This is a genomic window from Burkholderia sp. Bp9004 (genome assembly GCF_003858025.1).
Lineage (GTDB): Bacteria > Pseudomonadota > Gammaproteobacteria > Burkholderiales > Burkholderiaceae > Burkholderia > Burkholderia diffusa.
On sequence record NZ_QTQD01000028.1, the window covers coordinates 17,637 to 42,357 of the forward strand.

Annotated in this window: 23 protein-coding genes and 2 tRNA genes; 14 read left to right on the forward strand and 11 right to left on the reverse strand. The window is 67.1% G+C overall.

The features are described from left to right. Positions 1-224 precede the first annotated feature (224 nt). The 7 genes from DIE08_RS25990 to DIE08_RS26020 all read left to right on the forward strand — a co-directional run bounded on the left by DIE08_RS25990 (position 225) and on the right by DIE08_RS26020 (position 9,347). Positions 225-2,534 (forward strand): DNA translocase FtsK, encoded by a 2,310-nt coding sequence (locus DIE08_RS25990; RefSeq protein WP_124623535.1) that lies wholly within the window; start codon positions 225-227, stop codon positions 2,532-2,534. Positions 2,535-2,580: 46 nt separating this feature from the next. Then, positions 2,581-3,270: an outer membrane lipoprotein chaperone LolA gene (gene lolA, locus DIE08_RS25995; RefSeq protein ID WP_124623532.1), complete on the forward strand. Its 690-nt coding sequence runs from the start codon at positions 2,581-2,583 to the stop codon at positions 3,268-3,270. A 200-nt stretch (positions 3,271-3,470) separates the two neighbouring features. Further along, positions 3,471-4,781 (forward strand): replication-associated recombination protein A, encoded by a 1,311-nt coding sequence (locus DIE08_RS26000; protein ID WP_059605319.1) that lies wholly within the window; start codon positions 3,471-3,473, stop codon positions 4,779-4,781. 223 nt (positions 4,782-5,004) lie between these two features. Then, positions 5,005-6,306, forward strand: coding sequence for a serine--tRNA ligase (gene serS / locus DIE08_RS26005; RefSeq protein WP_124904343.1), 1,302 nt, complete (start codon positions 5,005-5,007; stop codon positions 6,304-6,306). A 128-nt stretch (positions 6,307-6,434) separates the two neighbouring features. Next, positions 6,435-6,525 (forward strand) — tRNA-Ser (locus DIE08_RS26010). A gap of 136 nt (positions 6,526-6,661) precedes the next feature. Continuing rightward, positions 6,662-7,609 (forward strand): phosphatase PAP2 family protein, encoded by a 948-nt coding sequence (locus tag DIE08_RS26015; RefSeq protein WP_260436566.1) that lies wholly within the window; start codon positions 6,662-6,664, stop codon positions 7,607-7,609. Between the two features lie 202 nt (positions 7,610-7,811). Beyond that, positions 7,812-9,347 carry a methyl-accepting chemotaxis protein gene (locus DIE08_RS26020; RefSeq protein ID WP_124904345.1) on the forward strand — a complete coding sequence of 512 codons (1,536 nt, stop codon included), beginning with the start codon at positions 7,812-7,814 and terminating at the stop codon, positions 9,345-9,347. 38 nt (positions 9,348-9,385) lie between these two features. Here the strand turns inward: DIE08_RS26020 and DIE08_RS26025 are convergent, their stop codons facing one another. Continuing rightward, positions 9,386-10,546 (reverse strand): alkane 1-monooxygenase, encoded by a 1,161-nt coding sequence (locus DIE08_RS26025; protein WP_124904347.1) that lies wholly within the window; start codon positions 10,544-10,546, stop codon positions 9,386-9,388. Positions 10,547-11,072: 526 nt separating this feature from the next. Between DIE08_RS26025 and DIE08_RS26030 the strand changes: the two genes are divergently transcribed. The 5 genes from DIE08_RS26030 (at position 11,073) to DIE08_RS26050 (ending at position 14,369) form a co-directional block, all read left to right on the forward strand. Beyond that, positions 11,073-11,726, forward strand: coding sequence for a GNAT family N-acetyltransferase (locus DIE08_RS26030; RefSeq protein WP_226114236.1), 654 nt, complete (start codon positions 11,073-11,075; stop codon positions 11,724-11,726). A gap of 174 nt (positions 11,727-11,900) precedes the next feature. Further along, complete coding sequence (minC, locus tag DIE08_RS26035; RefSeq protein WP_124904349.1) at positions 11,901-12,668, forward strand: septum site-determining protein MinC; 768 nt, start codon at positions 11,901-11,903, stop codon at positions 12,666-12,668. 59 nt (positions 12,669-12,727) lie between these two features. Beyond that, positions 12,728-13,543: a septum site-determining protein MinD gene (gene minD, locus DIE08_RS26040; RefSeq protein WP_034182973.1), complete on the forward strand. Its 816-nt coding sequence runs from the start codon at positions 12,728-12,730 to the stop codon at positions 13,541-13,543. Positions 13,544-13,555: 12 nt separating this feature from the next. Further along, entirely contained in the window at positions 13,556-13,810 is a 255-nt protein-coding gene (gene minE, locus DIE08_RS26045) for a cell division topological specificity factor MinE (protein ID WP_006486661.1), read from the forward strand. 157 nt (positions 13,811-13,967) lie between these two features. Continuing rightward, positions 13,968-14,369, forward strand: coding sequence for a YXWGXW repeat-containing protein (locus tag DIE08_RS26050; RefSeq protein WP_124904351.1), 402 nt, complete (start codon positions 13,968-13,970; stop codon positions 14,367-14,369). A 116-nt stretch (positions 14,370-14,485) separates the two neighbouring features. Here DIE08_RS26050 and DIE08_RS26055 read toward each other — a convergent pair whose 3' ends face one another. Further along, a complete protein-coding gene (locus tag DIE08_RS26055) occupies positions 14,486-16,027 on the reverse strand; it encodes a chloride channel protein (RefSeq protein WP_124904353.1) in 1,542 nt (513 codons plus the stop codon). Positions 16,028-16,201: 174 nt separating this feature from the next. Between DIE08_RS26055 and waaC the strand changes: the two genes are divergently transcribed. Then, positions 16,202-17,200, forward strand: coding sequence for a lipopolysaccharide heptosyltransferase I (gene waaC, locus DIE08_RS26060; RefSeq protein ID WP_124623512.1), 999 nt, complete (start codon positions 16,202-16,204; stop codon positions 17,198-17,200). Positions 17,201-17,258: 58 nt separating this feature from the next. On the opposite strand, the gene DIE08_RS26065 is transcribed toward waaC, so the two are convergent. The 9 genes from DIE08_RS26065 to rph all read right to left on the reverse strand — a co-directional run bounded on the left by DIE08_RS26065 (position 17,259) and on the right by rph (position 23,617). Then, the gene (locus tag DIE08_RS26065; RefSeq protein ID WP_059605294.1) at positions 17,259-17,438 is read right to left on the reverse strand and encodes a hypothetical protein; all 180 of its coding nucleotides are present in this window, start codon (positions 17,436-17,438) and stop codon (positions 17,259-17,261) included. Positions 17,439-17,536: 98 nt separating this feature from the next. Then, positions 17,537-18,847, reverse strand: coding sequence for an MFS transporter (locus DIE08_RS26070; protein ID WP_124904355.1), 1,311 nt, complete (start codon positions 18,845-18,847; stop codon positions 17,537-17,539). Positions 18,848-19,151: 304 nt separating this feature from the next. Next, positions 19,152-19,643 (reverse strand): energy transducer TonB, encoded by a 492-nt coding sequence (locus DIE08_RS26080; protein ID WP_124623506.1) that lies wholly within the window; start codon positions 19,641-19,643, stop codon positions 19,152-19,154. Between the two features lie 230 nt (positions 19,644-19,873). Further along, the gene (locus DIE08_RS26085; protein ID WP_124904357.1) at positions 19,874-20,167 is read right to left on the reverse strand and encodes a hypothetical protein; all 294 of its coding nucleotides are present in this window, start codon (positions 20,165-20,167) and stop codon (positions 19,874-19,876) included. Between the two features lie 158 nt (positions 20,168-20,325). After that, positions 20,326-20,724 carry a hypothetical protein gene (locus DIE08_RS26090; protein ID WP_124904359.1) on the reverse strand — a complete coding sequence of 133 codons (399 nt, stop codon included), beginning with the start codon at positions 20,722-20,724 and terminating at the stop codon, positions 20,326-20,328. A 151-nt stretch (positions 20,725-20,875) separates the two neighbouring features. Then, a tRNA-Ser gene (locus DIE08_RS26095) sits at positions 20,876-20,963 on the reverse strand. 42 nt (positions 20,964-21,005) lie between these two features. Then, positions 21,006-22,220: a radical SAM family heme chaperone HemW gene (gene hemW, locus DIE08_RS26100; protein ID WP_124904361.1), complete on the reverse strand. Its 1,215-nt coding sequence runs from the start codon at positions 22,218-22,220 to the stop codon at positions 21,006-21,008. 34 nt (positions 22,221-22,254) lie between these two features. Continuing rightward, the gene (rdgB, locus tag DIE08_RS26105) at positions 22,255-22,884 is read right to left on the reverse strand and encodes an RdgB/HAM1 family non-canonical purine NTP pyrophosphatase (RefSeq protein WP_059598966.1); all 630 of its coding nucleotides are present in this window, start codon (positions 22,882-22,884) and stop codon (positions 22,255-22,257) included. Then, positions 22,877-23,617, reverse strand: coding sequence for a ribonuclease PH (gene rph / locus DIE08_RS26110; protein WP_124904363.1), 741 nt, complete (start codon positions 23,615-23,617; stop codon positions 22,877-22,879). Before rph ends, rdgB begins: the two co-directional genes overlap by 8 nt. A gap of 174 nt (positions 23,618-23,791) precedes the next feature. Between rph and DIE08_RS26115 the strand changes: the two genes are divergently transcribed. Next, entirely contained in the window at positions 23,792-24,715 is a 924-nt protein-coding gene (locus DIE08_RS26115; protein WP_059598967.1) for a YicC/YloC family endoribonuclease, read from the forward strand. Positions 24,716-24,721 lie beyond the last annotated feature (6 nt).

The following is a 24,721-nucleotide window of genomic DNA, read 5'->3' on the forward strand; positions in this document are numbered from 1 at the left end:
GCGCGCCGCCCGGGCCGGCGCGGCGGGCCGGGCGGGCGGCGGCGCGATGTCGCAGGCCCCGGCAAGGGCGCGTCCGTCCGGCTTGCGGTCGCTTGAGGCGCCCGGTTTGGCACCCCGTCCCTGTTATGTAACCGTCATTTACACTTGGCGGCCCGATGCAGCGTTTACAATAAGCGCGATCGAACGACAGGCGGGCGCGCGGCCCGTCCTCTTTATACGGATTCATGGCAAAAGCTCCTTATTCCGCCCAGGCACAGGCGTTGCCGCACCGGATGTCGAAGCTCCTCACGGAGATCCGCTGGATTCTCCAGGTCGCGCTCTGCGCTTTTCTGGTGATGGCCCTGTTGAGCTACAGCCGGCGCGATCCGAGCTGGACGCACGCCGCGCAGGTGGACCACATCTCGAACTGGGCCGGCCGCGTCGGTGCGTGGACGGCCGACATCATCCTGCTGCTGTTCGGGCTGTCGGCCTACTGGCTGATCGTGCCGCTCGGGCGGCGCATCGCGGTCAACTACCGGCGCATCACGCGTCACGAGGCCGTCGCCGACGAACCCGAGCGGCCGATCGGCTGGCTCACCGAGATCTTCGCGTTCGTGCTCGTCGTGCTCGCGTGCGACGGCATCGAGGCGCTGAGGATGTGGTCGCTGAAGGTGCAACTGCCGCGCGCGCCGGGCGGCGTGATCGGCGAGGCCGTGGCGGGCGCGATGTCGCACGCGTTCGGCTTCACCGGCGGCACGCTGCTGCTCCTGATCCTGCTCGCGATCGGCCTGTCGCTGTATTTCCGCTTCTCGTGGCTGTCGGTCGCCGAGCGCGTCGGCGGCGCGATCCTGTCCGCCGTGAACGTCGCGAAGCTGCGCCGCGAGGCCGAACGCGACCGCAAGCTCGGCGAGGCCGCGGCCGTGCGCCGCGAGGGGAAGGTCGAAGAGGAGCGCGTGCGCATCGAGGATCACGAGCCCGTGACGATCGTGCCGCCGGTCGTCACGCCGGCGAAGTCCGAGCGCGTCGAGCGTGAGCGCCAGGTGCCGCTGTTCACCGACCTGCCGGGCGATTCGACGCTGCCGCCGGTGTCGCTGCTCGATCCCGCGCCGCAGACACAGGAAGCGATTTCCGCCGATACGCTCGAATTCACGTCGCGCCTGATCGAGAAGAAGCTGAAGGACTTCGGCGTCGAGGCGAGCGTCGTCGCCGCGTATCCGGGCCCGGTCGTCACGCGCTACGAGATCGAGCCGGCCACCGGCGTGAAGGGCAGCCAGATCGTCAACCTCGCGAAGGATCTTGCTCGCTCGCTGTCGCTCGTGTCGATCCGCGTGGTCGAGACGATCCCCGGCAAGAACTACATGGCGCTCGAGCTGCCGAACCAGCGCCGCCAGACGGTCCACCTGTCCGAGATCATCGGCTCGGAAGTCTATGCGGCCGCGTCGTCGGCGCTGACGCTGAGCCTCGGCAAGGACATCGGCGGCAAGCCGGTGTGCGCGGATCTCGCGAAGATGCCGCACCTGCTGGTGGCCGGCACGACCGGGTCCGGCAAGTCGGTCGGGATCAACGCGATGATCCTGTCGCTGCTCTACAAGGCCACCGCCGAGCAGGTGCGCCTGATCCTGATCGATCCGAAGATGCTCGAAATGAGTGTCTACGAGGGCATTCCGCACCTGCTGTGCCCGGTCGTCACCGACATGCGCCAGGCCGGCCATGCGCTGAACTGGACGGTCGCCGAGATGGAACGCCGCTACAAGCTGATGAGCAAGCTCGGTGTGCGCAACCTGGCGGGCTACAACAACAAGATCGACGAAGCGGCAAAGCGCGAGGAAAAGATCCCGAATCCGTTCAGCCTGACACCGGACGATCCTGAACCGCTCGGCCGCCTGCCGAACATCGTCGTCGTGATCGACGAGCTGGCCGACCTGATGATGGTCGTCGGCAAGAAGGTCGAGGAGCTGATCGCGCGGATCGCGCAGAAAGCGCGCGCGGCCGGCATCCACCTGATCCTCGCGACGCAGCGTCCGTCCGTCGACGTGATCACCGGCCTGATCAAGGCGAACGTGCCGACGCGGATCGCGTTCCAGGTGTCGTCGAAGATCGATTCGCGCACGATTCTCGACCAGATGGGCGCCGAATCGCTGCTCGGGATGGGCGACATGCTGTACCTGCCGCCTGGCTCCGGGCTGCCGGTGCGCGTGCACGGCGCGTTCGTCGCCGACGACGAAGTGCATCGCGTCGTCGAGAAGCTCAAGGAGCAGGGCGAGCCGAACTACGTCGAAGGGCTGCTCGAGGGCGGCACCGCCGACGGCGACGAGGGTTCGGCCGGCGCGGGAACCGGCGAAGGCGGCGGCGAGTCTGATCCGCTGTACGACCAGGCGGTCGAGATCGTCATCAAGAACCGCCGCGCGTCGATTTCGCTCGTGCAGCGCCATTTGCGGATCGGCTACAACCGCGCGGCGCGGCTGCTCGAACAGATGGAACAGTCGGGGCTCGTGTCGGCGATGTCGTCGAGCGGCAACCGCGAAATTCTTGTGCCGGCGCGCGACGCGGAATGAGTCCGCGGCGCACGCAGCGCCGGCCACCCAGGGAGAAAACCGCAACATGCAGCAACTTTCGTTCGTCCCTTCCCTTCGTTCGACGCGGCGCTGGCTCGGCGCGGCGCTCGCCGGCGCATCGCTGATGCTCGCGGCGACGCACGCGTTCGCGGGCGGCACCGAGCAACTGAAGGCTTTCGTGTCGCAGGTGCATTCGGCGAAAGGCGACTTCACGCAGCAGATCGTCAAGGCGCCGGCCAAGGGCGCGAGCGCCGCACAGGCCGCGCCGAAGCCGAATGACAACTCGAGCGGCACGTTCGTGTTCTCGCGTCCGGGCAAGTTCATCTGGACGTACCAGAAGCCGTACCAGCAGGTGCTGCAGGCCGACGGCGACAAGCTCTACGTGTACGACCACGACCTGAACCAGGTCACCGAGCGCAAGCTGAACGGCGCGCTGGGCGCGAGCCCGGCCGCGATCCTGTTCGGCAGCAACGATCTCGACAAGAACTACACGCTGCGCGACGCCGGCGAGAAGGGCGGCATCGAGTGGCTGGAGATGCTGCCGAAGGCGCAGGACACGCAGTTCCAGCGGATCGGCATTGGTTTTCGCAATGGCACGCTCGCCGCGATGGAGCTGCACGACGTGTTCGGCAACGTCACGCTGCTCACCTTCACGAACATCCAGACGAACCCGCCGCTGAAGAGCGATGCATTCAAGTTCGTCGTGCCGAAGGGCGCGGACGTGATCGCGGGCTGAACGGCACCGCGCCATTTTCCCGACACGGGCCTGCCGGCGACGGCAGGCCCGTTTTGTTTTCCGGCGCGGGCACCCGGCGCGTGCACCCCGTGCGGGCATCCGGCGCGGGCACCGGGCCCGGCGGTGCCGTCGTGCGGCTGTCATAATGTCGGGTCCGGCGGCCGGTTCGGCCGCCATCGTTTGATCTGGAGCGAGGGTTCATGTCCGACCTGTTTCAAGTCGAGCCGCGCCGGCCGCTCGCCGAGGCGCTGCGGCCGAAAACGCTCGCCGAGGTGATCGGCCAGACGCATCTGCTGGGCGAAGGCAAGCCGCTGCGGCTCGCGTTCGAATCCGGCAAGCCGCATTCGATGATCCTGTGGGGGCCGCCCGGCGTCGGCAAGACGACGCTCGCTCGCCTCACCGCGCTCGCGTTCGACTGCGAGTTCATCGCGCTGTCCGCGGTGCTCGGCGGCGTGAAGGACATCCGCGAGTCGATGGAGCAGGCGAGGGACACGCTGAACCGCACCGGCCGCCACACGATCCTGTTCGTCGACGAAATCCACCGCTTCAACAAGGGGCAGCAGGATGCGCTGCTGCCGTTCGTCGAGTCGGGGCTCGTGACCTTCATTGGTGCGACGACCGAGAACCCGAGTTTCGAAGTCAACTCGGCGCTGCTGTCGCGGGCGCAGGTGTACGTGCTGCAGTCGCTGAGCGACGACGAGATGCGTCAGCTGCTCAAGCGCGCGCAGGAAATCGCGCTCGACGGCCTCGCGTTCGACGACAAGGCGATCGATACGCTCATTGGTTATGCAGACGGCGACGCGCGGCGTTTCCTGAACCTGCTCGAGCAGGCGCAGACGGCCGCATCGTCCGCCAGAGTCACGACCATCGATGCCGATTTCGTCAGCAGCGCGATGACGCTGAACGCGCGGCGCTTCGACAAGGGCGGCGACAACTTCTATGACCAGATCTCGGCGCTGCACAAGTCGGTGCGCGGTTCGAGCCCGGACGGCGCGCTGTACTGGTTCTGCCGGATGATCGACGGCGGCGCGGATCCGAAATATCTCGCGCGCCGGATCGTGCGGATGGCGTGGGAAGACATCGGCCTCGCCGACCCGCGCGCGCTGCAGGTGGCGAACGACGCGGCCGAGACCTACGAGCGGCTCGGCTCGCCGGAAGGCGAGCTGGCGCTCGGGCAGGCGGTGATCTATCTCGCGTGCGCGGCGAAGAGCAACGCGGGCTACAACGCGTTCAACCAGGCGATGGCGTTCGTGAAGCAGGACAAGTCGCGCGAGGTCCCCGTGCATCTGCGCAATGCGCCGACCAAGCTGATGAAGGAACTCGGCTACGGTCACGCGTATCGCTACGCGCACGACGAGCCGAATGCCTATGCGGCCGGCGAGTCGTACCTGCCGGAAGGGATGCGCGAGCCGCGCTGGTACAAGCCGGTGCCGCGCGGGCTCGAATCGAAGATCGCCGACAAGCTCGCGTGGCTGCGCGAACTCGATCGCGAGGCCGGCAAGAAGGACTGACCGGCTGCGCGCGGCCCGGGGCGCGTCAGCGCTTGCGGGGGCTGCCGTCGCAAGCCGCGCAACGGCGCCGCGCAACGCGCTTCGCGGCTGCACACGCGCAGCCGGCGAAGCGACATGCCCGCGCCCGTCGCGCGTTTGCGGCACTGTCCATCCGGCCAGTGCCGTGGCGGCCCTGCGGTGCGTTAGAATTCCGGTCTTACACAACGATTTTCCAAGTCCTCCCATGCTCGACATCCAGTTGCTGCGCAAAGACCTCGACGGCGTCGCGAAGCGCCTCGCCGATCGCGGCTACACCCTCGACGTCGCCGCGTTCTCCGCGCTCGAAGCGGAACGCCGTGCGATCCAGACCCGTACCGAAGAGCTCCAGGCGCGCCGTAACAGCCTGTCGAAGCAGATCGGCGCGATGAAGGGGAAGGGCGAGGACACGTCGGCCGTCATGGCCGAAGTCGGCGGGATCGGCGACGAGATGAAAGCGTCGGAGGCCAAGCTCGGCGAGATTCAGGCGCGCCTGTCCGACCTGATGCTGGGCATGCCGAACATCGCGCACGAAAGCGTGCCGGTCGGCAAGGACGAGGCCGACAACGTCGAGGTGCGCCGCTGGGGCACGCCGCGCGAGTTCGACTTCGAGGTGAAGGATCACGTCGACGTCGGCACGCCACTCGGCCTCGATTTCGAAACCGGCGCGAAGCTCGCCGGTGCGCGTTTCACGATGCTGCGCGGCTCGATCGCACGGCTGCACCGCGCGCTCGCACAGTTCATGATCGACACGCACACGCTGCAGCACGGCTACAGCGAGACGTACACGCCGTACATCGTGAACCCCGAAATCCTTTACGGCACGGGCCAGCTGCCGAAGTTCGCCGACGACATGTTCCGCGTCGAGAAGGGCGGCGCCGAAAACACGATCACGCAGTACCTGATCTCCACGTCCGAGATTTCGCTGACGAACACCGTGCGCGAATCGATCGTCGAAGGCGCCGCGCTGCCGATCAAGCTGACCGCGCATTCGCCGTGCTTCCGTTCGGAAGCCGGTTCGTACGGCCGCGACACGCGCGGCATGATCCGTCAGCACCAGTTCGACAAGGTCGAGATGGTGCAGGTCGTCGCGCCGGACACTTCGTACGCGGCACTTGACGAGATGGTCGGCCACGCGGAAGCGATCCTGCAGAAGCTTGGCCTGCCGTACCGCGTGATCACGCTCTGCACGGGCGACATGGGCTTCTCGGCCGCGAAGACGTTCGACCTCGAAGTGTGGCTGCCCGCGCAGGACACGTATCGCGAGATCTCGAGCTGCTCGAACACCGAGGCGTTCCAGGCGCGTCGCATGCAGGCACGTTTCCGCAACGCGCAGGGCAAGCCGGAACTCGTGCATACGCTGAACGGTTCCGGCCTCGCGGTCGGCCGCACGCTCGTCGCCGTGCTGGAGAACTACCAGAATGCCGACGGTTCGGTCACGGTGCCGGAGGCACTGCGTCCGTACATGGGCGGCATGGAGCGAATCGAAGCACCTGCGCAGGCGTCGTGAGATCGCTCCGCGATCGGTCTTCGAAGGCCCGAAAAAAATTTGCAAAAAGGGCTTGTGAGTTTCAAAGAGATCGTTCTATAATCTTTTCTTTCCCGGACACGACCAACCGGGAGTGAAGCAGCAAGGAAGGAGAGGTGGCAGAGTGGTCGAATGTACCTGACTCGAAATCAGGCGTACGGTTTCCCCGTACCGTGGGTTCGAATCCCACCCTCTCCGCCAAAATACGAAGCCCCGTGATCCGAAAGGATCACGGGGTTTTTCGTTTGGGTCGCGCGTGAGTGAACGCTGCGTCGATGGCGGTGTACGATAGCGCGCAGGCGTACGGGCCGGCCACACGAACCACACAAAAGCCACGATGAGAGCGAGCACGCGAATCTGGGGGATGCTGACCGGCGCGGTATTGCTGACGGTGCTTGCCGCCGGCCTGTGCGTCCTGCACGCGGATTGGGTCGTGAATCCTGGCAGCATCGTCGAGTTCGCGCAGCACGTCGCGCTCGGGTTCGCCGCAAGCGCGTTCCTTGCCGTGCTGTCTCGTGTGCGCCGCTATCGCGACATCACGCGAACGCTGCGCTGTCGCGAATTCGCATTCGCGCTACTGAGCGTGGCGCTGCTCGCAACGCTCAGCGCGGCCGTCGCCGTGCTCGACTATCTTTGCGTGGCGATCGCCCCGCCGTCGATCGAAAACCATCTCGTTCGCTTCGATGCGATGCTCGGTTTCCATTGGCCGGACCTGTACCGATGGGTGACGGCGCACGCCGGCCTGCACCGTATGCTCGACCTCGCCTACCGCAGCGGCATGCCGCAACTGTTTGCGGTGCCGTTCATCCTCGCGGCGGTCCGCCGCGTCGACGATCTGGCCGAGTTCATCGCGCAGTTCATGTTCGCGGTGATCGTGGTCGTGCTCGTCTCCGTGCCGCTCCCCGCCGCCAGCGCATTCATCCATTTCGGCATCACCGACCCGGGCACCGCATCGTCGGTGACGCACTACGACCTGTTGCGCAGCGGGCAGCTCCGTCAACTGAATCTGGCCGACGCGCAGGGGCTCGTGTCGTTGCCGTCGTTTCACGTGATGCTTGCGCTGCTGTTCGCGTATGCGGTGCGGCATGTTCGCTACGTGTTTCCGGCTGCGATCGTGCTGAATGCGGTGATGATCGCGTCGACGCCGACGCAGGGCGGTCACTATCTCGCCGACGTGATCGCCGGGATCGTGTGCGGCGCGCTGTCGATCGCCGCAGTGCGGCGCTGGATGGCCGGTCGACACGCGATCGAGGCGGCCGGACCGCACGCGGCAAGCCCGACCTGATCGCGCGACGCCGGAGTCGCAATGCTCCCTCGCTTGCAGGCGGCCCGGTTCTCACTGTCGCCGGATCGCCGTCTTCCTCGCGGCCGGTGCGCCGGATTCCCGCTGTCGATGTCCTGCTTCAGCCTTGGTTTCGCGTGCCGTTAACAGAGGGCGGCGGCAAGCGTCTTTTGCATCGTCGCCGTTTCCGTCGATTCAAGGTCCAATGAAGCTGAGCTACAAGATTCCCTTCGCATTCGCCATTGCGCTGCTGCTGATGTTCTGCGGCGCGCTGTACGGCATCCGCATCCTCAATCGCTCGATCGATACGTTCGCGAACGACGTGCAGACCCGGGTCGCCGACGAGCGGCTCGTGTCGGCGACACTCGTGCAGTTCAAGCTGCAGGTCCAGGAATGGAAGGACACGCTGCTGCGCGGCAAGCAGCCCGACAAGCTCGACAAGTACTGGCAGGCATTCCAGACGCGCGAGCGCACGGTCGATACGCTCGCCGCGCAGCTCGTGAACCAGTTGCCGCCCGGCGAGAGCCGCACGCTCGTCGAGCAGTTCATGCGCGCGCATGCGGCGATGGGTGACGGCTACCGGCGCGGGTTCGACGCATTCAAGGCCGCTGGCTTCGAGCCGACGGCCGGGGATGCGGCCGTCGCGGGCGTCGACCGTGCACCCGCCGCGCTGCTCGAGCGCGCGGCGAAGGCGATTGCCGACGAGAGCGCCGCCGTGTCAGCGCAAGCGAGCCGCGATGCGAGCCACGCCACCGCGGCGAGCGTCGTGCTGATGCTGATCGTGCTCGGCATCGCGATGATCGGTGCGTACCTGTTCAGCCGCGCGATCCTGCGGCCGCTCGATCGCGCCGTCGCCTGTGCGCAGGCGGTGGCCGACGGCGACCTGACGCGCCACGTCGATGCGGTCGGTCGCGACGAGATCGCCGATCTGCTGCGCGCGTTGCGGACGATGCAGGCAGGCCTGTCGGGCGTCGTGCTCGAGGTACGTACGCATGCCGAAGCGGTCGCGACCGCGAGCGCGCAGATCGCGGCGGGCAATCACGACTTGTCGTCGCGAACCGAGGCGCAGGCTGCGTCGCTCGAGGAAACCGCCGCCAGCATGACCGAACTGACGGGCATCGTGCGCCAGTCGGCCGAACACGCGCAGCACGCGGCGCAGCTGGCGCGGGACGCATCGGACATTGCGTCCGCCGGCGGCGGCGTGATGACCGACGCCGTCGACACGATGAGCGGGATTGCCGCCAGCGCGGCGAAGGTCGGCGAGATCATCGCGGTCATCCACGGCATTGCGTTCCAGACCAACATCCTCGCGCTGAACGCGGCCGTCGAGGCGGCGCGCGCGGGCGAGCAGGGGCGCGGCTTCGCTGTCGTCGCGTCGGAAGTACGCACGCTCGCGCAGCGCAGCGCGGCCGCCGCGAAGGAGATCAAAGCGCTGATCGAGCAATCGACGCGGCGGGTCGACGAGGGCGCGGTGTTGATCGGCCGCGCGGGCGAATCGATCCACGAGATCGTCGGCGCGGTTCAGCGAGTCACGTCGATCGTCGGCGAGATCTCGTCGGCATCGCAGGAGCAGAGCGGCGGCATCCAGCAGGTGAACGTCGCGGTCACGCAGATGGACGAGGCGACGCAGCGCAACGCGGCGCTGGTCGAACAGGCGTCTGCCGCGACGCAGGCGCTGGCCGAGCAGGCGAGCGCGCTGCGACACGCGGTCGCCGTGTTCAGGCTGCCGCAGGCCGCGTGACGATATTGCCGATCGCGACCGGACCGCACCGTCGCGTATCAGGCCGCGGTCGAATACTGCGCGAGCACGCGAGCGCGGATTGACGGCTTGATGTTCGACTGCGCCATGTTGCCGCCATAGTGCGCGACGACACGCGGATTCATCACGCGAAACCAGAGCGGCGGCACGTACGCGAACAGGATCATCGTCGCGTAGCCGGCCGGCAGTTGCGGCGAGTCGTCGAAGTGGCGCAGCGCCTGGTACGAGCGCGTCGGGTTCGCGTGATGGTCGGCGTGCCGCTGCAACTGATACAGGAACAGGTTCGTGACGACGTGATTGCTGTTCCACGAATGCTGCGGCGTGCAGCGTTCGTAGCGGCCGCTCGGCAGCTTGCGGCGGCCGAGCCCGTAGTGTTCGACGTAGTTGACGACTTCGAGCAGCGACGCGCCGTACACGGCCTGGATCACGAGGAACGGGATCACGACCTTGCCGGCCATCGCGATCGCGATGCCCCACACGAGGACGGTCATCGCCCACGCGTGCAGCACCTCGTTGCGCCAGGTCCATGGCGAATGCCCGAGGCGCTCGAGGCGCGCCGTCTCGAGCCGCCACGCCGAGCGGATGCTGCCCGTCACGGTGCGCGGCAGGAATGCCCAGAACGATTCGCCGTAGCGCGCGCTCGCCGGATCGTCGGCCGTCGCGACGCGCACGTGATGGCCGCGATTGTGCTCGACGAAGAAGTGCCCGTAAGCGACCGGCGCGAGCGTGACTTTCGCGAGCCAGCGCTCGAAGCGGTTGGTCTTGTGCCCGAGTTCGTGCGCGGTGTTGATCGAGATGCCCGTCGCGGCGCCGAGCGACAGCGCGAAGCCGACGTAGTCGTACCACGCGAGCGCATGCGTACCGACGATCCATACGCACGTGAAGAACGCGATGTATTCGACCAGTGTCGCGAGATAGACGATGTAGCGGTAGTAGCGCTCGCGTTCGAGGTGCGGGACGGCGGCTTCGGGCGGATTGTCGCGATCGTCGCCAATCAGGGTGTCGAGGACCGGGATCACGCCGAACGCGAATAGCGGGCCGAACCACCAGAACACGTGAAGGCCCGTCGACAGTGCGAGCTGGGCCGAGAGGATGGGCAGCGTGATCGTCACCGCGCCGAGCAGCCATAGATAACGTTTGCCATCCGACCAGCCCGAGGCCGATGTGTCGGTCATTGCCATTGTCTCCCTCCTTGTGGGGCCGGCTCCCGCGTGTGCGGGAGCAGCGGCCGAGTGACGCGTTTGTCGTCGTTCGAATCGTCGTGGGTCCGCGGCACCGGATCGGTCGTCCGGTTGTGCCAGTTATACGACCGTCGCGCACGCTTTCCAAACCCTGGCGCTAGGCGCGCAACTCCAAACGGTGGGCCGTGCATGACGACGGTCGGGAAGGGCCGGCACGGGGCGATTGAAACACTCAGCCTTGGGCCGATCCGCTGGCGCGACCGGCGTTCTTGTCAGATGAATGCCTGGCGTGACGCATGCTTGCGTCTATCGGCGAAGGTCGCAACGAATGTTGCGATGCAGCAGGTCTGGCGCGGCGCCGCCCGGATGCGCGGCTCGTTTGCATACATATGTAACGAACCATTACGGCCTCGATGATGAAATGCCGGACGCTCGCCGCATGCGTGCCATGCATGACAAGGCGAGCGAGGCGACGCGTCTGGTCTCGCAGTTCGGGTTGCATGCGTTGCCGCACGTCGACGCATCGATGCTGCACCTGCACACCGGCGTGTGCGCGACATCTGTTGCCTTTCGATCGGCGCTGCCGTTTGAAAATTACGATTTGACTCATGCCCCGCTTTCGGTTGAAGCTAATAGCTTGCTGTCCGAAGGGGGCTGTGCCTGCATGAGTTCGACCTTGACCGTTCGTCGTATCGCTGCCGACCAAGGCCGCGTGTATCGCGAACTCCGCGCCGCATCGCTGCGCGAGCCCTACGCGCCCGGTGAAGCGCCGGAGGCCGAATTGCTGAACGTCGATTCCGACGCGGCGGCGGCCGTCGCCGCGCTGCGCGCTGCGTCCGACGAGTCGACGACTTTCCTGCTGTATACCGAAGGTCATCCGGCCGGCATGATTGGCGCGTATTTCGACAACACGCCCGAGCGGCGCGCGTTCGTCAGCGAGCTGTGGGTCGCGCACGCGGTCCGCCACCTGCGCGGCGGCGTGCTGTTGCTCGAAACGGCCACCGCGTGGCTGGCCGAACGCGGTGCGCAGGACGTCTACGCATGGATCGCCGATGCGAACCGCAACGCGATTCGTTTCTACGAACGCGCGGGTTTCGCCAACACGGGCGAGCATGCGCCGATCGCGCGGATGCCCGGCGCGATGAAGTCGTTGTTCGTGTCGCACTTCAACACGCCCTGACGCATGAATGCGCGGGCCGCATGGTGCGATGAAGGCCCGGCCGCCCGGCCGCCCGTCCGACTACCGGCTTGCCGGTTGCGCGCTCGCCGCGACCGTCGCCGCCCGGTTCCCCAAAAATAATGGCCGCACGCGTGGACGCCTGTAAAATACGCAAAAATTTTTTGCAGAGTGTCCATGTCGCTTAAAAAATCGCCATTCTTCGAGCTGCGCAGCGGATCGGTCGATACGTTGCTGTTCACCGTGAAGACGACCGATCTCGATGCGTTGCGTACCGAACTGGTCAAGCGCTTCGAAGCGACTCCCGAGTTTTTCGCCGATGATGTCGTCGTGATCGACGTCCGCCGCCTCGCGGACGGCGAACGCGTCGCGCTTTCCGACATCCGCCAGATGCTGAACGACGTGCGGATGCGCCCGGTGGGCGTCGTGGCGCTCGCCACGCAGGGCTGGGCGGGGGAAGCCGGCCTGCCGCTGCTCGAGGCGCGCGACCGCCGCGTGTCGACCGCGAAGCCGGCCGAGGAAGCGGAGCCGGCGCCTGTCGTCGCCGCGGCGGCTGCCGTGGCGGCCGACCTGGCGCCGGAGCCTGGCCCGACGTCGATTCCGGCGGGCGGCCAGACGCTGGTGATCGATCGGCCGCTGCGTTCGGGACAGCAGATTTACGCGAAAGGGGACCTCGTGGTGCTTGCGCCGGTCAGTCACGGCGCCGAGATCATCGCGGAAGGCAACATCCACATCTACGCGCCGTTGCGCGGCCGCGCACTGGCGGGCGTGCACGGCAATCACGACGCGCGCATTTTCTGCACGTGTCTGGAGCCGGAACTGATTTCGATCGCGGGTATCTATCGAACGACCGAGAACCCGTTGCCCGCCGACATACTGGGCAAATCGGTGCAGATCCGGCTCGAAGAGGAAAAACTGATGATCGAACCGCTGCGCCTGACGTGATTCACGCGGCGCACGCCGGATCGATCGGCTCTCATTGACGAACACAGGGTATTGGGTAAATGGCAAAAATCATCGTGGTGACCTCGGGCAAGGGCGGCGTGGGCAAGACGACGACGAGCGCGAGCTTTGCGTCCGGTATCGCGCTGCGCGGCCACAAGACGGCCGTGATCGACTTCGACGTCGGCCTGCGCAACCTCGATCTCATCATGGGCTGCGAGCGTCGCGTGGTGTATGACCTCGTCAACGTGATCCAGGGCGAAGCGAACCTGAACCAGGCGCTGATCAAGGACAAGAAGTGCGAGAACCTGTTCATCCTGCCGGCGTCGCAGACGCGCGACAAGGATGCGCTCACGCGTGACGGCGTCGAGAAGGTGCTGAACGATCTGGTCGCGATGGACTTCGAATACATCGTCTGCGATTCGCCGGCCGGTATCGAGGCGGGCGCGCTGCACGCGATGTACTTCGCGGACGAAGCGCTGATCGTCACGAACCCGGAAGTGTCGTCGGTGCGCGACTCGGACCGCATTCTCGGCATCCTGTCGTCGAAGACGAAGCGCGCGACCGAGGGCAAGGATCCGATCAAGGAACATCTGCTGATCACGCGCTACAGCCCGAAGCGCGTGAGCGAAGGCGAAATGCTGTCCCTCGAGGACATCAGCGAGATCCTGCGCATCAAGCTGATCGGCGTGGTTCCGGAATCGGAAGCCGTGCTGCACGCATCGAACCAGGGTCTGCCGGCGGTGCATATCGACGGCACCGACGTTGCCGAAGCGTACAAGGACGTCGTCGCTCGCTTCCTCGGCGAGGACAAGCCGCTGCGCTTCACCGATTATCAGAAGCCGGGCCTGCTGCAGCGCCTCTTCGGCAGCAAGTAACGGAGGCCGCCCATGTCCATCCTTTCGTTTCTCCTCGGCGAGAAGAAGAAGTCCGCATCGGTCGCGAAGGAGCGCCTTCAGCTCATCATCGCGCACGAGCGGGTTGGCGGCCGGCCGCCGGCCGATTACCTTCCGGCGCTGCAGAAGGAGCTGGTCGCGGTCATCTCGAAGTATGTCCATATTTCGAACGATGACATCCGCGTGAGCCTCGAGCGCCAGGACGATCTCGAGGTCCTCGAAGTGAAGATCGAGATCCCGCAAGCCTGACGCTTGCATGTCCCCCCGCACGGCGGCGCATGCCGTCGTGCGCGTCTTACGCCCTGTTGCACTTTAGGGCTCGCCGTAACACGGCGTCTGTCGGCCGTTGGTCGACCTCCCGCATTGAACGAATACGCTCGCGTCATTTGTTAATCAGGAGGTTGTCATGGCTGTCTCTGTCGTTCGACGTCGTATCGTTTCGCTCGCACTGTTCGCCGCGGGCCTGTCGGCCATCGCCGCGCCGCTCGCCGCACGCGCGGACGAAATCCTCGTCGGTGCCCCGGTAATGGTGCAGTCGGGCCGAATGGTCGTCGCCGAACCGGCGGCCGCGCCCGTGGAGGAAATCGTCGTCGTCGCGCCGAACGCGCCGCCGCCCGTGCGCTATGAGGTCGTGCCCGACGCGCGCGTCGGCTATGTGTGGGAGCGCGGGCACTGGCACTGGGACCATGGCCGCTACGTCTGGATCGGCGGCCACTGGGAAACCGAGCGCATCGGCATGCACTGGGTGCCGGGCCACTGGGACCAGCGCGGCCCGAACTGGTTCTGGACCCGCGGCCACTGGGCCTGACGGGGGCATGCGATGAAAAGAACCGCCATTGCCATCGCGCTCGTCGCGATCACGCTCGCCGGCTGTATCGTCGTGCCGGCCCGGCCCGTCTACTATCGGCCGGCGCCGGTGGTGATCTACTGAGGGTCACGCGGGCCCGCCGGCGCCGGGCCGCTCGCACCGGATGCGGACGGGCCGGGCTTGTGCGACGTCGCCGGCGTGTGCGTGGCGACGTTGCCGGTCACAGGGGCCTCCGGCTCGCCGCCGTCCTGCTCGCGCAGCGTGTCGAGCGGATCGGCGGGCGCGGCGGCCGCATCCTGCGGCTCGACGACCGCGGCCGAAGCCGCCGGTGCCGCGGCGGGTTCCGCGGTGGCCGCGGGCGGAGCGAGATAGCGCTCGGCGAGTGTTTCGTAGAGGGGCGGTGCGAAGAAGCGCGCCATGCGACTCGATACCAGCGCGGTCGCCATCAGCGAAATCACGAGCGCGTGACCGTTGATCATCTCCATCACGATCACGAACGACGTGATCGGCGACTGCGTGACCGCCGCGAGGTAGCCGACCATCGCGAGCGCGATCAGCATCGGCAGGCTCATGTTGCCGAACACGATGTGCAGCAGGTTGCCGAACCCGGCGCCGATCGACAGCGAAGGCGCGAAGATCCCGCCCGGGATGCCCGGCAGGTACGACGCGACCATCGACACCATCTTCAGGAACGGATAAAGCACCGACAGCCGTTCATGGCCGTCGAGCAGGCCGCGTGCCTCGGCATAGCCGCTGCCGAACGTCGTCCCGCCCGACACGAGGCCGACGACCGCGATCACGAAGCCGCACAGCGCCGCGAACGCGATCGGGCGCTCGCGATACAGGCCGAGCAGGCGCGCGGGCAGCCAGCGGCCCGTATTGAGCAGCAGCCAGCTGAAAAGACCGCCCGCGATGCCCGTCACGATCGCGGTGACGAGCACGGCGACGGCAAGCATCTTCGGAAAATGCTGGCCGGCGTCGATCGTGCCGAAGTACGTGTAGTTGCCGTTCAGTCCCAATGCGACGACACCGGCGAGGATGATCGCGGTGATGAGCACGCCGCTTGCGCGGGCGGAGAAACTGCGGGTCAGCTCCTCGATCGCAAACACGATCCCGGCGAGCGGCGTATTGAATGCCGCCGACAGGCCGGCCGCCGCGCCGGCGAGCACCAGTTGCCGTTCGATCTGCGCGTTCGAGCGCGGGTAGAAGCGCCGCAGGTTGAACATCAGCGCCGCGCCGACCTGCACGGTCGGGCCTTCGCGGCCGATCGTGAAGCCGCCGAGGATTCCCAGGAACGAGATCAGGACCTTGCCGAACAGGATGCGCAGCGTCAGCAGCCGCGCACCGAATGCGCCCGGGCTCGCGTGCAGTGTCGCAATGACCTGCGGGATCCCGCTGCCCTCCGCGCCGCGGAAGAAGCGGCGCGTGAGCCATGCCGACGCGGCGGCGATCGACGGCGTCAGCAGCAGCGGCAGCCACGCGGCGTGGTCGCGCATCGTGCGAAAGGTGTCGTAGCCCCAGTCGATCAGCCGCGCGTACAGCACGGCCGCGAGGCCGACGGCGATCGCGCCGAGCCAGAACACGCCGTACTGGCGCCAGATCCGCAGCGAGCGGCGGGTGAGGGCAGGGAACAAGGCAGGAAGGGCAGGGCGTTGCATCGGCAGCGGGCCGGGAGGGCAAAGAATGCATTATAAAAAGAACCCGATGCGGCGGGGCTCGACAAATATTCACAAATGCGTCGCATTTTGTTGCAAATGTAATGTCGGTGTAATATCCGCGCACCGCAAGCGTCGATAGCATGGCGAAATGGCCAGCCATTCCTCATAACGAACGTGAAACGCATCCTCATCGTGAAAGTGACGTCGCTCGGCGACGTCGTCCAGACGCTGCCCGTCGTCGCGGACCTCCATCGCGCCTTCCCGGGCGTGAGGGTCGATTGGGCCGTGGATGAATCGTGCGCGGAGGTCGTGCGCTGGCACCCGGGCGTGAGCGACGTACTCTGCGCGCCGCTGCGGCGGTTCAAGAAGCTCCGCAACGGCGGTGACCTGAAGGCGATCTCCGCATCGATCGGCGCGCTGCGCGCGCACCGCTACGATGCCGTCATCGACCTGCACGGCGTCTACAAGAGCGCGATCATCTCGGCACTCGCGCGCGCCGCACGCCGTGTCGGCTACCAGACGCAGGATCTTGGCGAGACGGGCGCCCGTTTCGCGTACTCGCATCGCTTCGGCCCGCGGCCGGATTGCGACGCGTGGCACGGGATGCGCGTGAGCGCCGGCGAGGCGCTCGGCTATGTCCCCGAAGGCATCGCCGAGTACGGAATCGTCCCGCCGCAGGATGCGAGCCTGCCGCCCGCCGTGACCGACGGCGCGCCGTTCATGCTGCTGTTCCACGCGACGTCCAATCCGGACAAGAAATGGCCGGCCGACGACTGGGCCGCGCTAGCCACCCGGATGATGGCGCGTGGCGTGCGCGTGTTGTTGCCGTGGGGATCGGCCGCCGAGCACGACGATGCGCAGGACATTGCCGCGCGCGCGCCGGGCGCAATCGTGCTGCCCGCGATGTCGGTGCGCGAACTGGGCGCGGCCATCGGCCGGGCTGCGCTCGTAGTGGGGGTCGATACCGGGTTCGTGCACATGGCGCACGCGCTGCAGCGGCCGACCGTGATGATTTTCGTCGCGACCTCGCGCCACCATTGCGGCATCGGCGGCGCACCGAATGCACTGTCGATCGGCGAGCCCGGCGCGCCGCCGTCGGTGGCGCAGGCACTCGATGCGATCGATGCGGTCGGGGCGGCCTACGGCGCGCAGCGCGAGCGGCTGACGGCCTAGGGCCTGCACAGGGCCGCTATCGTCGTGAATGGGCACCGCGGAAACGGGGCCGGCCGGTTCAGGCGAGCAGTGCTTCGACCGTGAGCACCGCGGCGACGGCGGCCAGGTTGGCGAGCAGCGCCTCGAACAGGAGGCCGCGCCAGGTTTTCGGCCGGAAGCGGGCCGCGAGCAGCAGGGCGCCACCCAGCGCGAGCGCCAGGATCAGGACGAGGTCGGCGTTGTCGAGGCGGATGTTCATTGCGGCGGCTCCTTCGGGGATCCGGGGGCGCGCGACGGCGTCCCCGGATCGAGTATAGTCAGCGCCGCCCGCTACACAACCCGAGGCGCCCCTGAGGCTCAGACGAGCGATGCGTCGCGGGTTTCGCGCATCAGCAGCACGCCGATCAGGCTGATCGCTGCCGCGACCGACACGTAGCCGCCGACCCACGACAGGCCGCCGCGCGCGGCGAGCAGCTGCGCGATGTACGGCGCGATCGACGCGCCGAGGATCCCGCCGAGGTTGTACGCGACCCCGGCGCCCGTATAGCGGACGTTGGTCGGGAACAACTCGGGCAGCAGCGCGCCCATCGGCGCGAACGTCACGCCCATCAGGAACAGCTCGAGCGTCAGGAACAGCGCGACGAGCGGCATCGAGCCGCTGCCGAGCAGCGGCTCCATCGCGAAGCCGGACAGCAGTGCCGCGATCGCGCCGACGACCAGCACCGGCTTGCGGCCGAAGCGATCCGACGCCCACGCCGACAGCGGCGTGGCGAGCCCCATGAACACGACAGCGAAGCACAACAGGCCGAGGAAGCTCTGACGCGGAATGTGCAGCGTCGACACGCCATACGACAGCGAGAACACCGTCGAGATATAGAACAGCGTGTAGCAGACCACCATCGCGAGTGCGCCGAGCAATGTGGGGCGCCAATGTTGCGAGACGAGCGTCGCGACCGGCACGCGCACGCGTTCGTTGCGGTCGAGTGCGGCCTGGAACGCCGGCGTCTCGGTGATCTTCAGCCGCACGTACAGGCCGAGCGCGACGAGCACCGCACTGACGAGGAACGGGATGCGCCAGCCCCAGCTGCGGAATTGTTCGTCGGACAGCGACAGCGCGAGTGCGAAGAACAGCCCGTTCGACATCAGGAAGCCCACCGACGGGCCCAGCTGCGGGAACATCCCGAACCAGCCGCGCTTGCCTTGCGGCGCGTGCTCGGTCGCGAGCAGCGCCGCGCCGCCCCATTCGCCGCCGAGGCCGATCCCCTGGCCGAAGCGCAGCACGCACAGCAGCACCGGCGCGAGTGTGCCGATCGTGTCGTAGCCGGGCACGAAGCCGATCGCGGTGGTGGACACGCCCATGACGAGCAGCGACGCGACGAGCGTCGACTTGCGACCGATGCGGTCACCGAAGTGGCCGAACAGGAACGAGCCGATCGGCCGCGCGATGAATGCGATGCCGAACGTGACGAATGCGGACAGCGCCTGTGCGGTCGCGGAGCCGTGCGGGAAGAACACGGGGCCGATGACGAGTGCGGCGGCAGTCGCGTAGACGTAGAAGTCGTAGAACTCGATCGCGGTGCCGATGAAGCTCGCGAACACGATGCGCCGGTGGCTGACGGCGCCGGCCGAACCGGTTGCGTGTGCAACGGCCGGGGGAGATGCGGACATGGATGTCTCCGTTTTGTCGTTGGGGCATTCGCCTGAGCGTGCGCTCGGGCAGGCAGGTGGACGCCTGCCGGGAGAGCGCAGCCGGGCGGATGATGATGCGGTAGCGGCGTGAACGCGCGTCGTGGCGCTGACGTCACCCGCCGGTCGACGATGGAGACGGATAGGTCGCCGCCGCCCAGTGCCGGCGTGGTCGGCTCGCATGCCGGGTGCGGCGCGCGAACGCGCGCGCGGGAGGGTGGCCGCGCGATTGCGGAAAATTATAGCCAGCGCCGCGACATAGCGGCAATCGCGGGCCGGCGCGGGCTCAGTCGAGCGATTGCGCCTGTGCGGATGCGGTGCTTTGCAACTGGAAACGTCCGTCGTCGTTGAACAGCCAGCCTTCCATCATCTCGAGCCGGCCATTGCCGTCCAGCAGTTTCGACGGTGGTGGCGGCAGCGGCGCCGAGCGACGCAGCGACGCGAGCGCGAGTCCTTCCGCTTCGCTGTCGCCGTTGCTGCGATAAACGGATGCGTTGACGAGGCGGCCGCTGCCATCGACGGTGAACGCGACGACGACGAGCGAGCGCAGCATCGCCTGCGGCGTCCCGCGCGCGACGCCGGACGGATTGTGCTCGGTGACGCACCGCGCGACTTCCACGCGGTACTGGTCGCGATTCGCGTTGCGGATGACGGACGGGATCGTCTGCACCGAGCGCAGCGATGGCGGCGGCGTGATCGTGCAGGCGGCAAGCAACGAGGCGGCGACCAGCCAGGCAACACGCAGCCGGCTGGCGCCCGGGTGGGGAAGATGAGACATGGCGGACTGCCGGAGGGTGACGATAAAAAAATGATAGGCGTCCGGCCGCGACCTGTTATCGGGAGAAACGCATAGTGCGCGAAGCGGGACGTAGCGATTCGCGGATGATGGCGATCGGCGGGCCGACCGGCATGTGTTCCGATGTGACGTGACATGTGACGGCGCGGGCGCGATATGCGCACGCGCGTCGCACGCAGTGGCGGTGGGTGGGCGTGGCCCAATCTGCCCGCTTAGTAGCCGTGTGTTACGAGCGACAGAACGGACAGGTCCGGATGCGTGCCGTCGATGATGCTCTTGCCGATGTGCACGGCTTCCCGAACCGCTTCGTCGACGCTCGCGAAGCTTTCCTCGCCGTCCGCGTGGAAGGGCACCGCATGATCGGGCAGCGCGGGATTCGCGCCAGGATGGCAGACATAGCCGGTGTAGGTGTAACGCGTGTCGCTACCCGGGGCGATGCACGGCACCACATGGATCTCGAAGCCTTCGTAATCGACGTGATCCGTCGCTGTCGACAATTCGGTCATGGCGGTCTCCCTGGGCCGCACGCACGGATGGCGCGGGCGGCATCGAGTCGCGGCGGCGGTCGTGTCGCCGTGCTGATCGAATTCTAGGCGATGGCGGCCCGGCCCGTGAGGCTCGCGCGCGTCGTCGTCGGCGGACGGCGGGCGTGCCGTGGCGCGCGTTACCGCGTGCAGCGCGCGTCCTTGCGCTGCACCACGAGGATCACGGGATACTTCTGGCCGTGCTCGAGTTCCACCGGCGCGACGACCGTCAGCGTCGCCGGGTCGGAATCGTCGTACACGCTGACCTGTTCGTTGCGGATATAGGTCACGCCGGTGCAGTTCGATGCGCGCCCGTCATCCGACACCTTGCACTGGATCTCGTTTTCCTTCAGGTAGTTGTACGGCGTCGGGCTCGCGAGATATTCGCGCAGGCTGCGCGGCGAGCCGCCGACACCCTTCACGTACGCAATCGCGCATGACGGCGTTTGCGCGTCGGTGCCGGAGGCGGGATCGGCGGCCGCGGCGTGCGTGCCGACGGCGGCCAGGGCGACGAGCGACGAGGCGATGAAGGACTTCATGACGTGGTTTCCCGTTTCGCGAATCGGAGCGCCGGATTGTAACGGCATCGGGCGAGATGCGCCGGCACGCGGGGCGGGCACCGTGCGCGGCGCGGGTCGCATAAACAAAAACCCCGTCATTCGATGAATGGACGGGGTTTGGCGAACTTCCTGGCGGAAGCGGTGAGATTCGAACTCACGGACAGTTTCCCGTCGCCGGTTTTCAAGACCGGTGCCTTAAACCGCTCGGCCACGCTTCCACACGAGGCGGCATTGTAACCGAAATGCCGCCTCGTTCCGCCTCAATCGTCGCGCAGGAACAATTCCTGCAGGTCGTTGAGGAACCGTTGACCAAGCGGCGTCGGCGCGATCTGCGCAAAATCGCGCGTGATCAGTCCGCGCTGCTCCGCATCCTTGAGTGCCTGCTCGATCGTGCCGATCGGCAAACCCGTGCGTTCGACGAAGCTGTGCACGGGGAAGCCCTCGACGAGCCGCAGCGTGTTCAGCATGAACTCGAACGGCAGGTCGCGCGCACCGACTTCACGTTCTTCCTGCACCGGCGTGCCGGCCATCGCCTGTTCGATGAAGGTAGCCGGATGCTTGTAGCGTGCCTGCCGCAGGATCCGGTTCGGGAACGACAGCTTCGTGTGCGCGCCCGCGCCGATCCCGAGATAGTCGCCGAAGCGCCAGTAGTTCAGGTTGTGCTTGCACTGATGATTCGGCTTCGCGTAAGCGGACACTTCGTAGCGGCCGTAACCGGCCTCGGCCGTGCGCGCGTGGATCCATTCCTGCATGTCGGCCGATGCGTCGTCGTCGGGTACCACGGGCGGAAACTTCGCGAACAGCGTGTTCGGTTCGAGCGTCAGGTGATACAGCGACAGATGCGGCGGCGCGAACGACAGCGCGGTCTCGATGTCGGCCCGGCATTCGTCGAGCGTCTGGTTCGGCAGCGCGAACATCAGGTCGAGGTTGAAGTTGTCGAACGTCTTCGCGGCGATCTCGACGGCCGCGCGTGCCTGCGCAGTGTCGTGAATGCGGCCGAGCGCTTTCAGATGGCCTTCGTTGAAGCTCTGGATGCCGACGGACAGGCGGTTCACGCCGCTCGCGCGGAACTGCGCGAACTTCGCGGCCTCGAACGTGCCCGGGTTCGCCTCGAGCGTGATCTCGGCGTCGGCATCGAGCGGCAGCAGCGCGCGCACGTCGGACAGCAGCCGGTCGAGGCCGGCCGCCGACAGCAGGCTCGGCGTGCCGCCGCCGATGAACACCGTATGCACCTGCCGGCCCCAGACGAGCGGCAGCGCCTGTTCGAGATCGGCGCGCAGCGCGTCGAGGTACTCGGTTTCCGGAAACCGCTCGCCCTTCCACTCGTGCGAGTTGAAATCGCAGTACGGGCACTTGCGCACGCACCACGGAAAATGCACGTACAGCGCGAGCGGCGGCAGCGACGTGAGCCGCACCTGCCCGGGCGACGTGAAGGCCGCGACGACGCGCGCGCCGGTTTCCGCCGCCTGGCTCATGCGGCCTCCGGTTGCGAATGCGTGACGAAGACGATCATGCCGGTTCCTCCGCGAGCCGCGCGAGCAGTGCCTTCAGCGCGAGCGCGCGATGGCTGTGCGTGTTCTTCACGGCCGGCTCGAGCTCGGCCGCCGTCGCGCCGAGCGACGGCAGGTGGAAATACGGGTCGTAGCCGAATCCGTGCTCGCCGCGCGGCGTGTCGACGATCTCGCCTTCCCAGCGACCTTCGGCGAACAGCGGCTCGGGATCGTCCGCGTGGCGCACCAGCGCGAGCACGCAGCAATAGTATGCGCGCCGGTCGGCGACGCCGCGCAGCTGCTCGACGAGGTACGCATTGTTCGCCGCGTCGCCCTTGTCGCCGCCCGCGCGCTGCGCGTAACGTGCGGAATAGACGCCCGGTGCGCCGCGCAGCGCGCGCACGCACAGGCCCGAATCGTCGGCGATCGCCGGTAGGCCGGTGAGCCGCGACGCGTGCCGTGCTTTCGTCAGCGCGTTCTCGATGAACGTGCCGAACGGTTCGTCCGCCTCCGGCACGGCCAGGTCGCCCTGCGGCACGATCTCGATGCCGACCGTCGAAAACAGCGCGGTGAACTCGCGCAGCTTGCCGGCGTTGTTCGACGCGAGCACGATGCGCGACAGCGGCGCCAGGGTGCGATCGTCAGACATGGCCGGCGCCCAGCACGTCCTTCTGCAACTGCACGAGCTGGCCGATCCCGCTTTGCGCGAGGTCGAGCAGCGCGTTCATCTCGGCGCGCGAGAACGGCGCGCCTTCGGCGGTGCCCTGGACTTCGACGAAGCCGCCGGCGCCCGTCATCACGACGTTCATGTCGGTGTCGCAGCGCGAATCTTCCGCGTAGTCGAGGTCGAGCACGGGCGCGCCTTCGTACACGCCGACCGAGATCGCGGCGACGTGGTCGGTGATCGGCGAGTTCGCGAGCTTGCCGGCCGCGATCAGCTTCGACACGGCGTCGTGCGCGGCGACGAAGGCGCCGGTGATGCTGGCCGTGCGCGTGCCGCCGTCGGCCTGGATCACGTCGCAGTCGATGTGGATCGTGCGCGGGCCGAGCGCTTCGAGATCGAACACCGCGCGCAGCGCGCGGCCGATCAGGCGCTGAATTTCCTGCGTGCGGCCCGTCTGCTTGCCGCGCGCGGCTTCACGGTCGCTGCGCGTGTGCGTCGCGCGCGGCAGCATCCCGTATTCCGCCGTCAGCCAGCCCTGGCCGCGATCGCGCAGGAATTCGGGCACGCGTTCGGCGACGCTCGCGGTGCAGATCACCTTGGTATCGCCGAATTCGACGAGTACCGAGCCTTCGGCGTGTTTCGTGTAATGGCGCGTGAGGGCGACCTTGCGCAGTTCGTCGGCGCGGCGGCCGCTCGGGCGGGACAGGGAAGACGTCATGGGGAATCGTGGACGGAAGAGGAAACCCCGATTTTAGCGCCGAACGGCGGCCTTGCCCGGCGGGGTGGGGCGCAAAAATGGGATAATGCGCGCTTCCCGCCCCGCGCCTTGCAATGCGCCGGGCGCCTCGACATATTCCCGCCCGAGAAGGGCACCCAGACGGCGAGACGAACCATGATCTACAGCATGACGGGCTACGCGAGCGCGACGCGCGAACTCGCGACGGCCACCGGCAACGGCGGCACCAGCGTGTCGGTCGAACTGCGCACCGTGAACTCGCGCTTCCTCGACCTGAATTTCCGCATGCCGGACGACGTGCGCGCGTGCGAGCCCGCGCTGCGCGAAATGCTGATGAACAAGCTGTCGCGCGGCAAGGTCGACGTGCGCATCAACCTGCAGCGCGGTGAGCAGAGCATCGGTGCCGGTGCGCTGAACCAGACGGCTCTCGGCCAGCTTGCCGAGCTCGAGCGCTCGGTGCTCGATTCGTTCCCGGGTGTCGGTCGCCTGCGTGCGGGCGAGATCCTGCGCTGGCCAGGCGTCCTCGCCGAGAGCGGCGTGTCGGCGGAAGCGATCCGCGACGCGGTGCTCGCGTGCGGCAAGGAAGCGATCGGTGAACTCGTCGTCGTGCGTTCGCGCGAAGGCGCGCAGCTGGCGACGATGCTGCTGTCGAACGTCACCGAGATGGAGGCGATCGTCGCGCGCATCACGCCGCTCGTGCCGGAGCTGATCGCGAAGCATCAGCAGAAGATCGTCGAGCGGCTGCAGGAGGCGCTCGGCATCGCGGCGCCCGAAGGCAGCGCGCCGATCGTCACGCGCGAGGAAGCCGCGGAACGCATTCGTCAGGAAGTGACGATGTACGGCATCCGGATCGACATCGCGGAAGAGCTGTCGCGACTCACCGCGCACCTGAACGAAACGCGTCACGTGATCGAGAAGGGCGGCCGCGTCGGCAAGCGTCTCGACTTCATGATGCAGGAACTGAATCGAGAAGCAAACACGCTCGGCTCGAAGGCGGCGGCGAAGGAACTGGCCGACGCATCGATGGCGCTCAAGCTGTTGATCGAGCAGATGCGTGAGCAAGTGCAAAACCTGGAGTAACGCAAC

Coding starts and splice junctions, on each gene's coding strand:
- DIE08_RS26030 (WP_226114236.1), top strand. CDS start 11,073: ATGCTGCACCTGCACACCGGCGTGTGCGCGACATCTGTTGCCTTTCGA.
- rph (WP_124904363.1), bottom strand. CDS start 23,617: ATGACGTCTTCCCTGTCCCGCCCGAGCGGCCGCCGCGCCGACGAACTG.
- DIE08_RS25990 (WP_124623535.1), top strand. CDS start 225: ATGGCAAAAGCTCCTTATTCCGCCCAGGCACAGGCGTTGCCGCACCGG.
- DIE08_RS26025 (WP_124904347.1), bottom strand. CDS start 10,546: ATGGCAATGACCGACACATCGGCCTCGGGCTGGTCGGATGGCAAACGT.
- DIE08_RS26055 (WP_124904353.1), bottom strand. CDS start 16,027: ATGCAACGCCCTGCCCTTCCTGCCTTGTTCCCTGCCCTCACCCGCCGC.
- serS (WP_124904343.1), top strand. CDS start 5,005: ATGCTCGACATCCAGTTGCTGCGCAAAGACCTCGACGGCGTCGCGAAG.
- DIE08_RS26000 (WP_059605319.1), top strand. CDS start 3,471: ATGTCCGACCTGTTTCAAGTCGAGCCGCGCCGGCCGCTCGCCGAGGCG.
- rdgB (WP_059598966.1), bottom strand. CDS start 22,884: ATGTCTGACGATCGCACCCTGGCGCCGCTGTCGCGCATCGTGCTCGCG.
- minD (WP_034182973.1), top strand. CDS start 12,728: ATGGCAAAAATCATCGTGGTGACCTCGGGCAAGGGCGGCGTGGGCAAG.
- hemW (WP_124904361.1), bottom strand. CDS start 22,220: ATGAGCCAGGCGGCGGAAACCGGCGCGCGCGTCGTCGCGGCCTTCACG.
- minC (WP_124904349.1), top strand. CDS start 11,901: ATGTCGCTTAAAAAATCGCCATTCTTCGAGCTGCGCAGCGGATCGGTC.
- DIE08_RS26020 (WP_124904345.1), top strand. CDS start 7,812: ATGAAGCTGAGCTACAAGATTCCCTTCGCATTCGCCATTGCGCTGCTG.
- DIE08_RS26065 (WP_059605294.1), bottom strand. CDS start 17,438: ATGAACATCCGCCTCGACAACGCCGACCTCGTCCTGATCCTGGCGCTC.
- DIE08_RS26085 (WP_124904357.1), bottom strand. CDS start 20,167: ATGACCGAATTGTCGACAGCGACGGATCACGTCGATTACGAAGGCTTC.
- DIE08_RS26080 (WP_124623506.1), bottom strand. CDS start 19,643: ATGTCTCATCTTCCCCACCCGGGCGCCAGCCGGCTGCGTGTTGCCTGG.
- minE (WP_006486661.1), top strand. CDS start 13,556: ATGTCCATCCTTTCGTTTCTCCTCGGCGAGAAGAAGAAGTCCGCATCG.
- DIE08_RS26050 (WP_124904351.1), top strand. CDS start 13,968: ATGGCTGTCTCTGTCGTTCGACGTCGTATCGTTTCGCTCGCACTGTTC.
- DIE08_RS26090 (WP_124904359.1), bottom strand. CDS start 20,724: ATGAAGTCCTTCATCGCCTCGTCGCTCGTCGCCCTGGCCGCCGTCGGC.
- DIE08_RS26070 (WP_124904355.1), bottom strand. CDS start 18,847: ATGTCCGCATCTCCCCCGGCCGTTGCACACGCAACCGGTTCGGCCGGC.
- lolA (WP_124623532.1), top strand. CDS start 2,581: ATGCAGCAACTTTCGTTCGTCCCTTCCCTTCGTTCGACGCGGCGCTGG.
- DIE08_RS26015 (WP_260436566.1), top strand. CDS start 6,662: ATGAGAGCGAGCACGCGAATCTGGGGGATGCTGACCGGCGCGGTATTG.
- DIE08_RS26115 (WP_059598967.1), top strand. CDS start 23,792: ATGATCTACAGCATGACGGGCTACGCGAGCGCGACGCGCGAACTCGCG.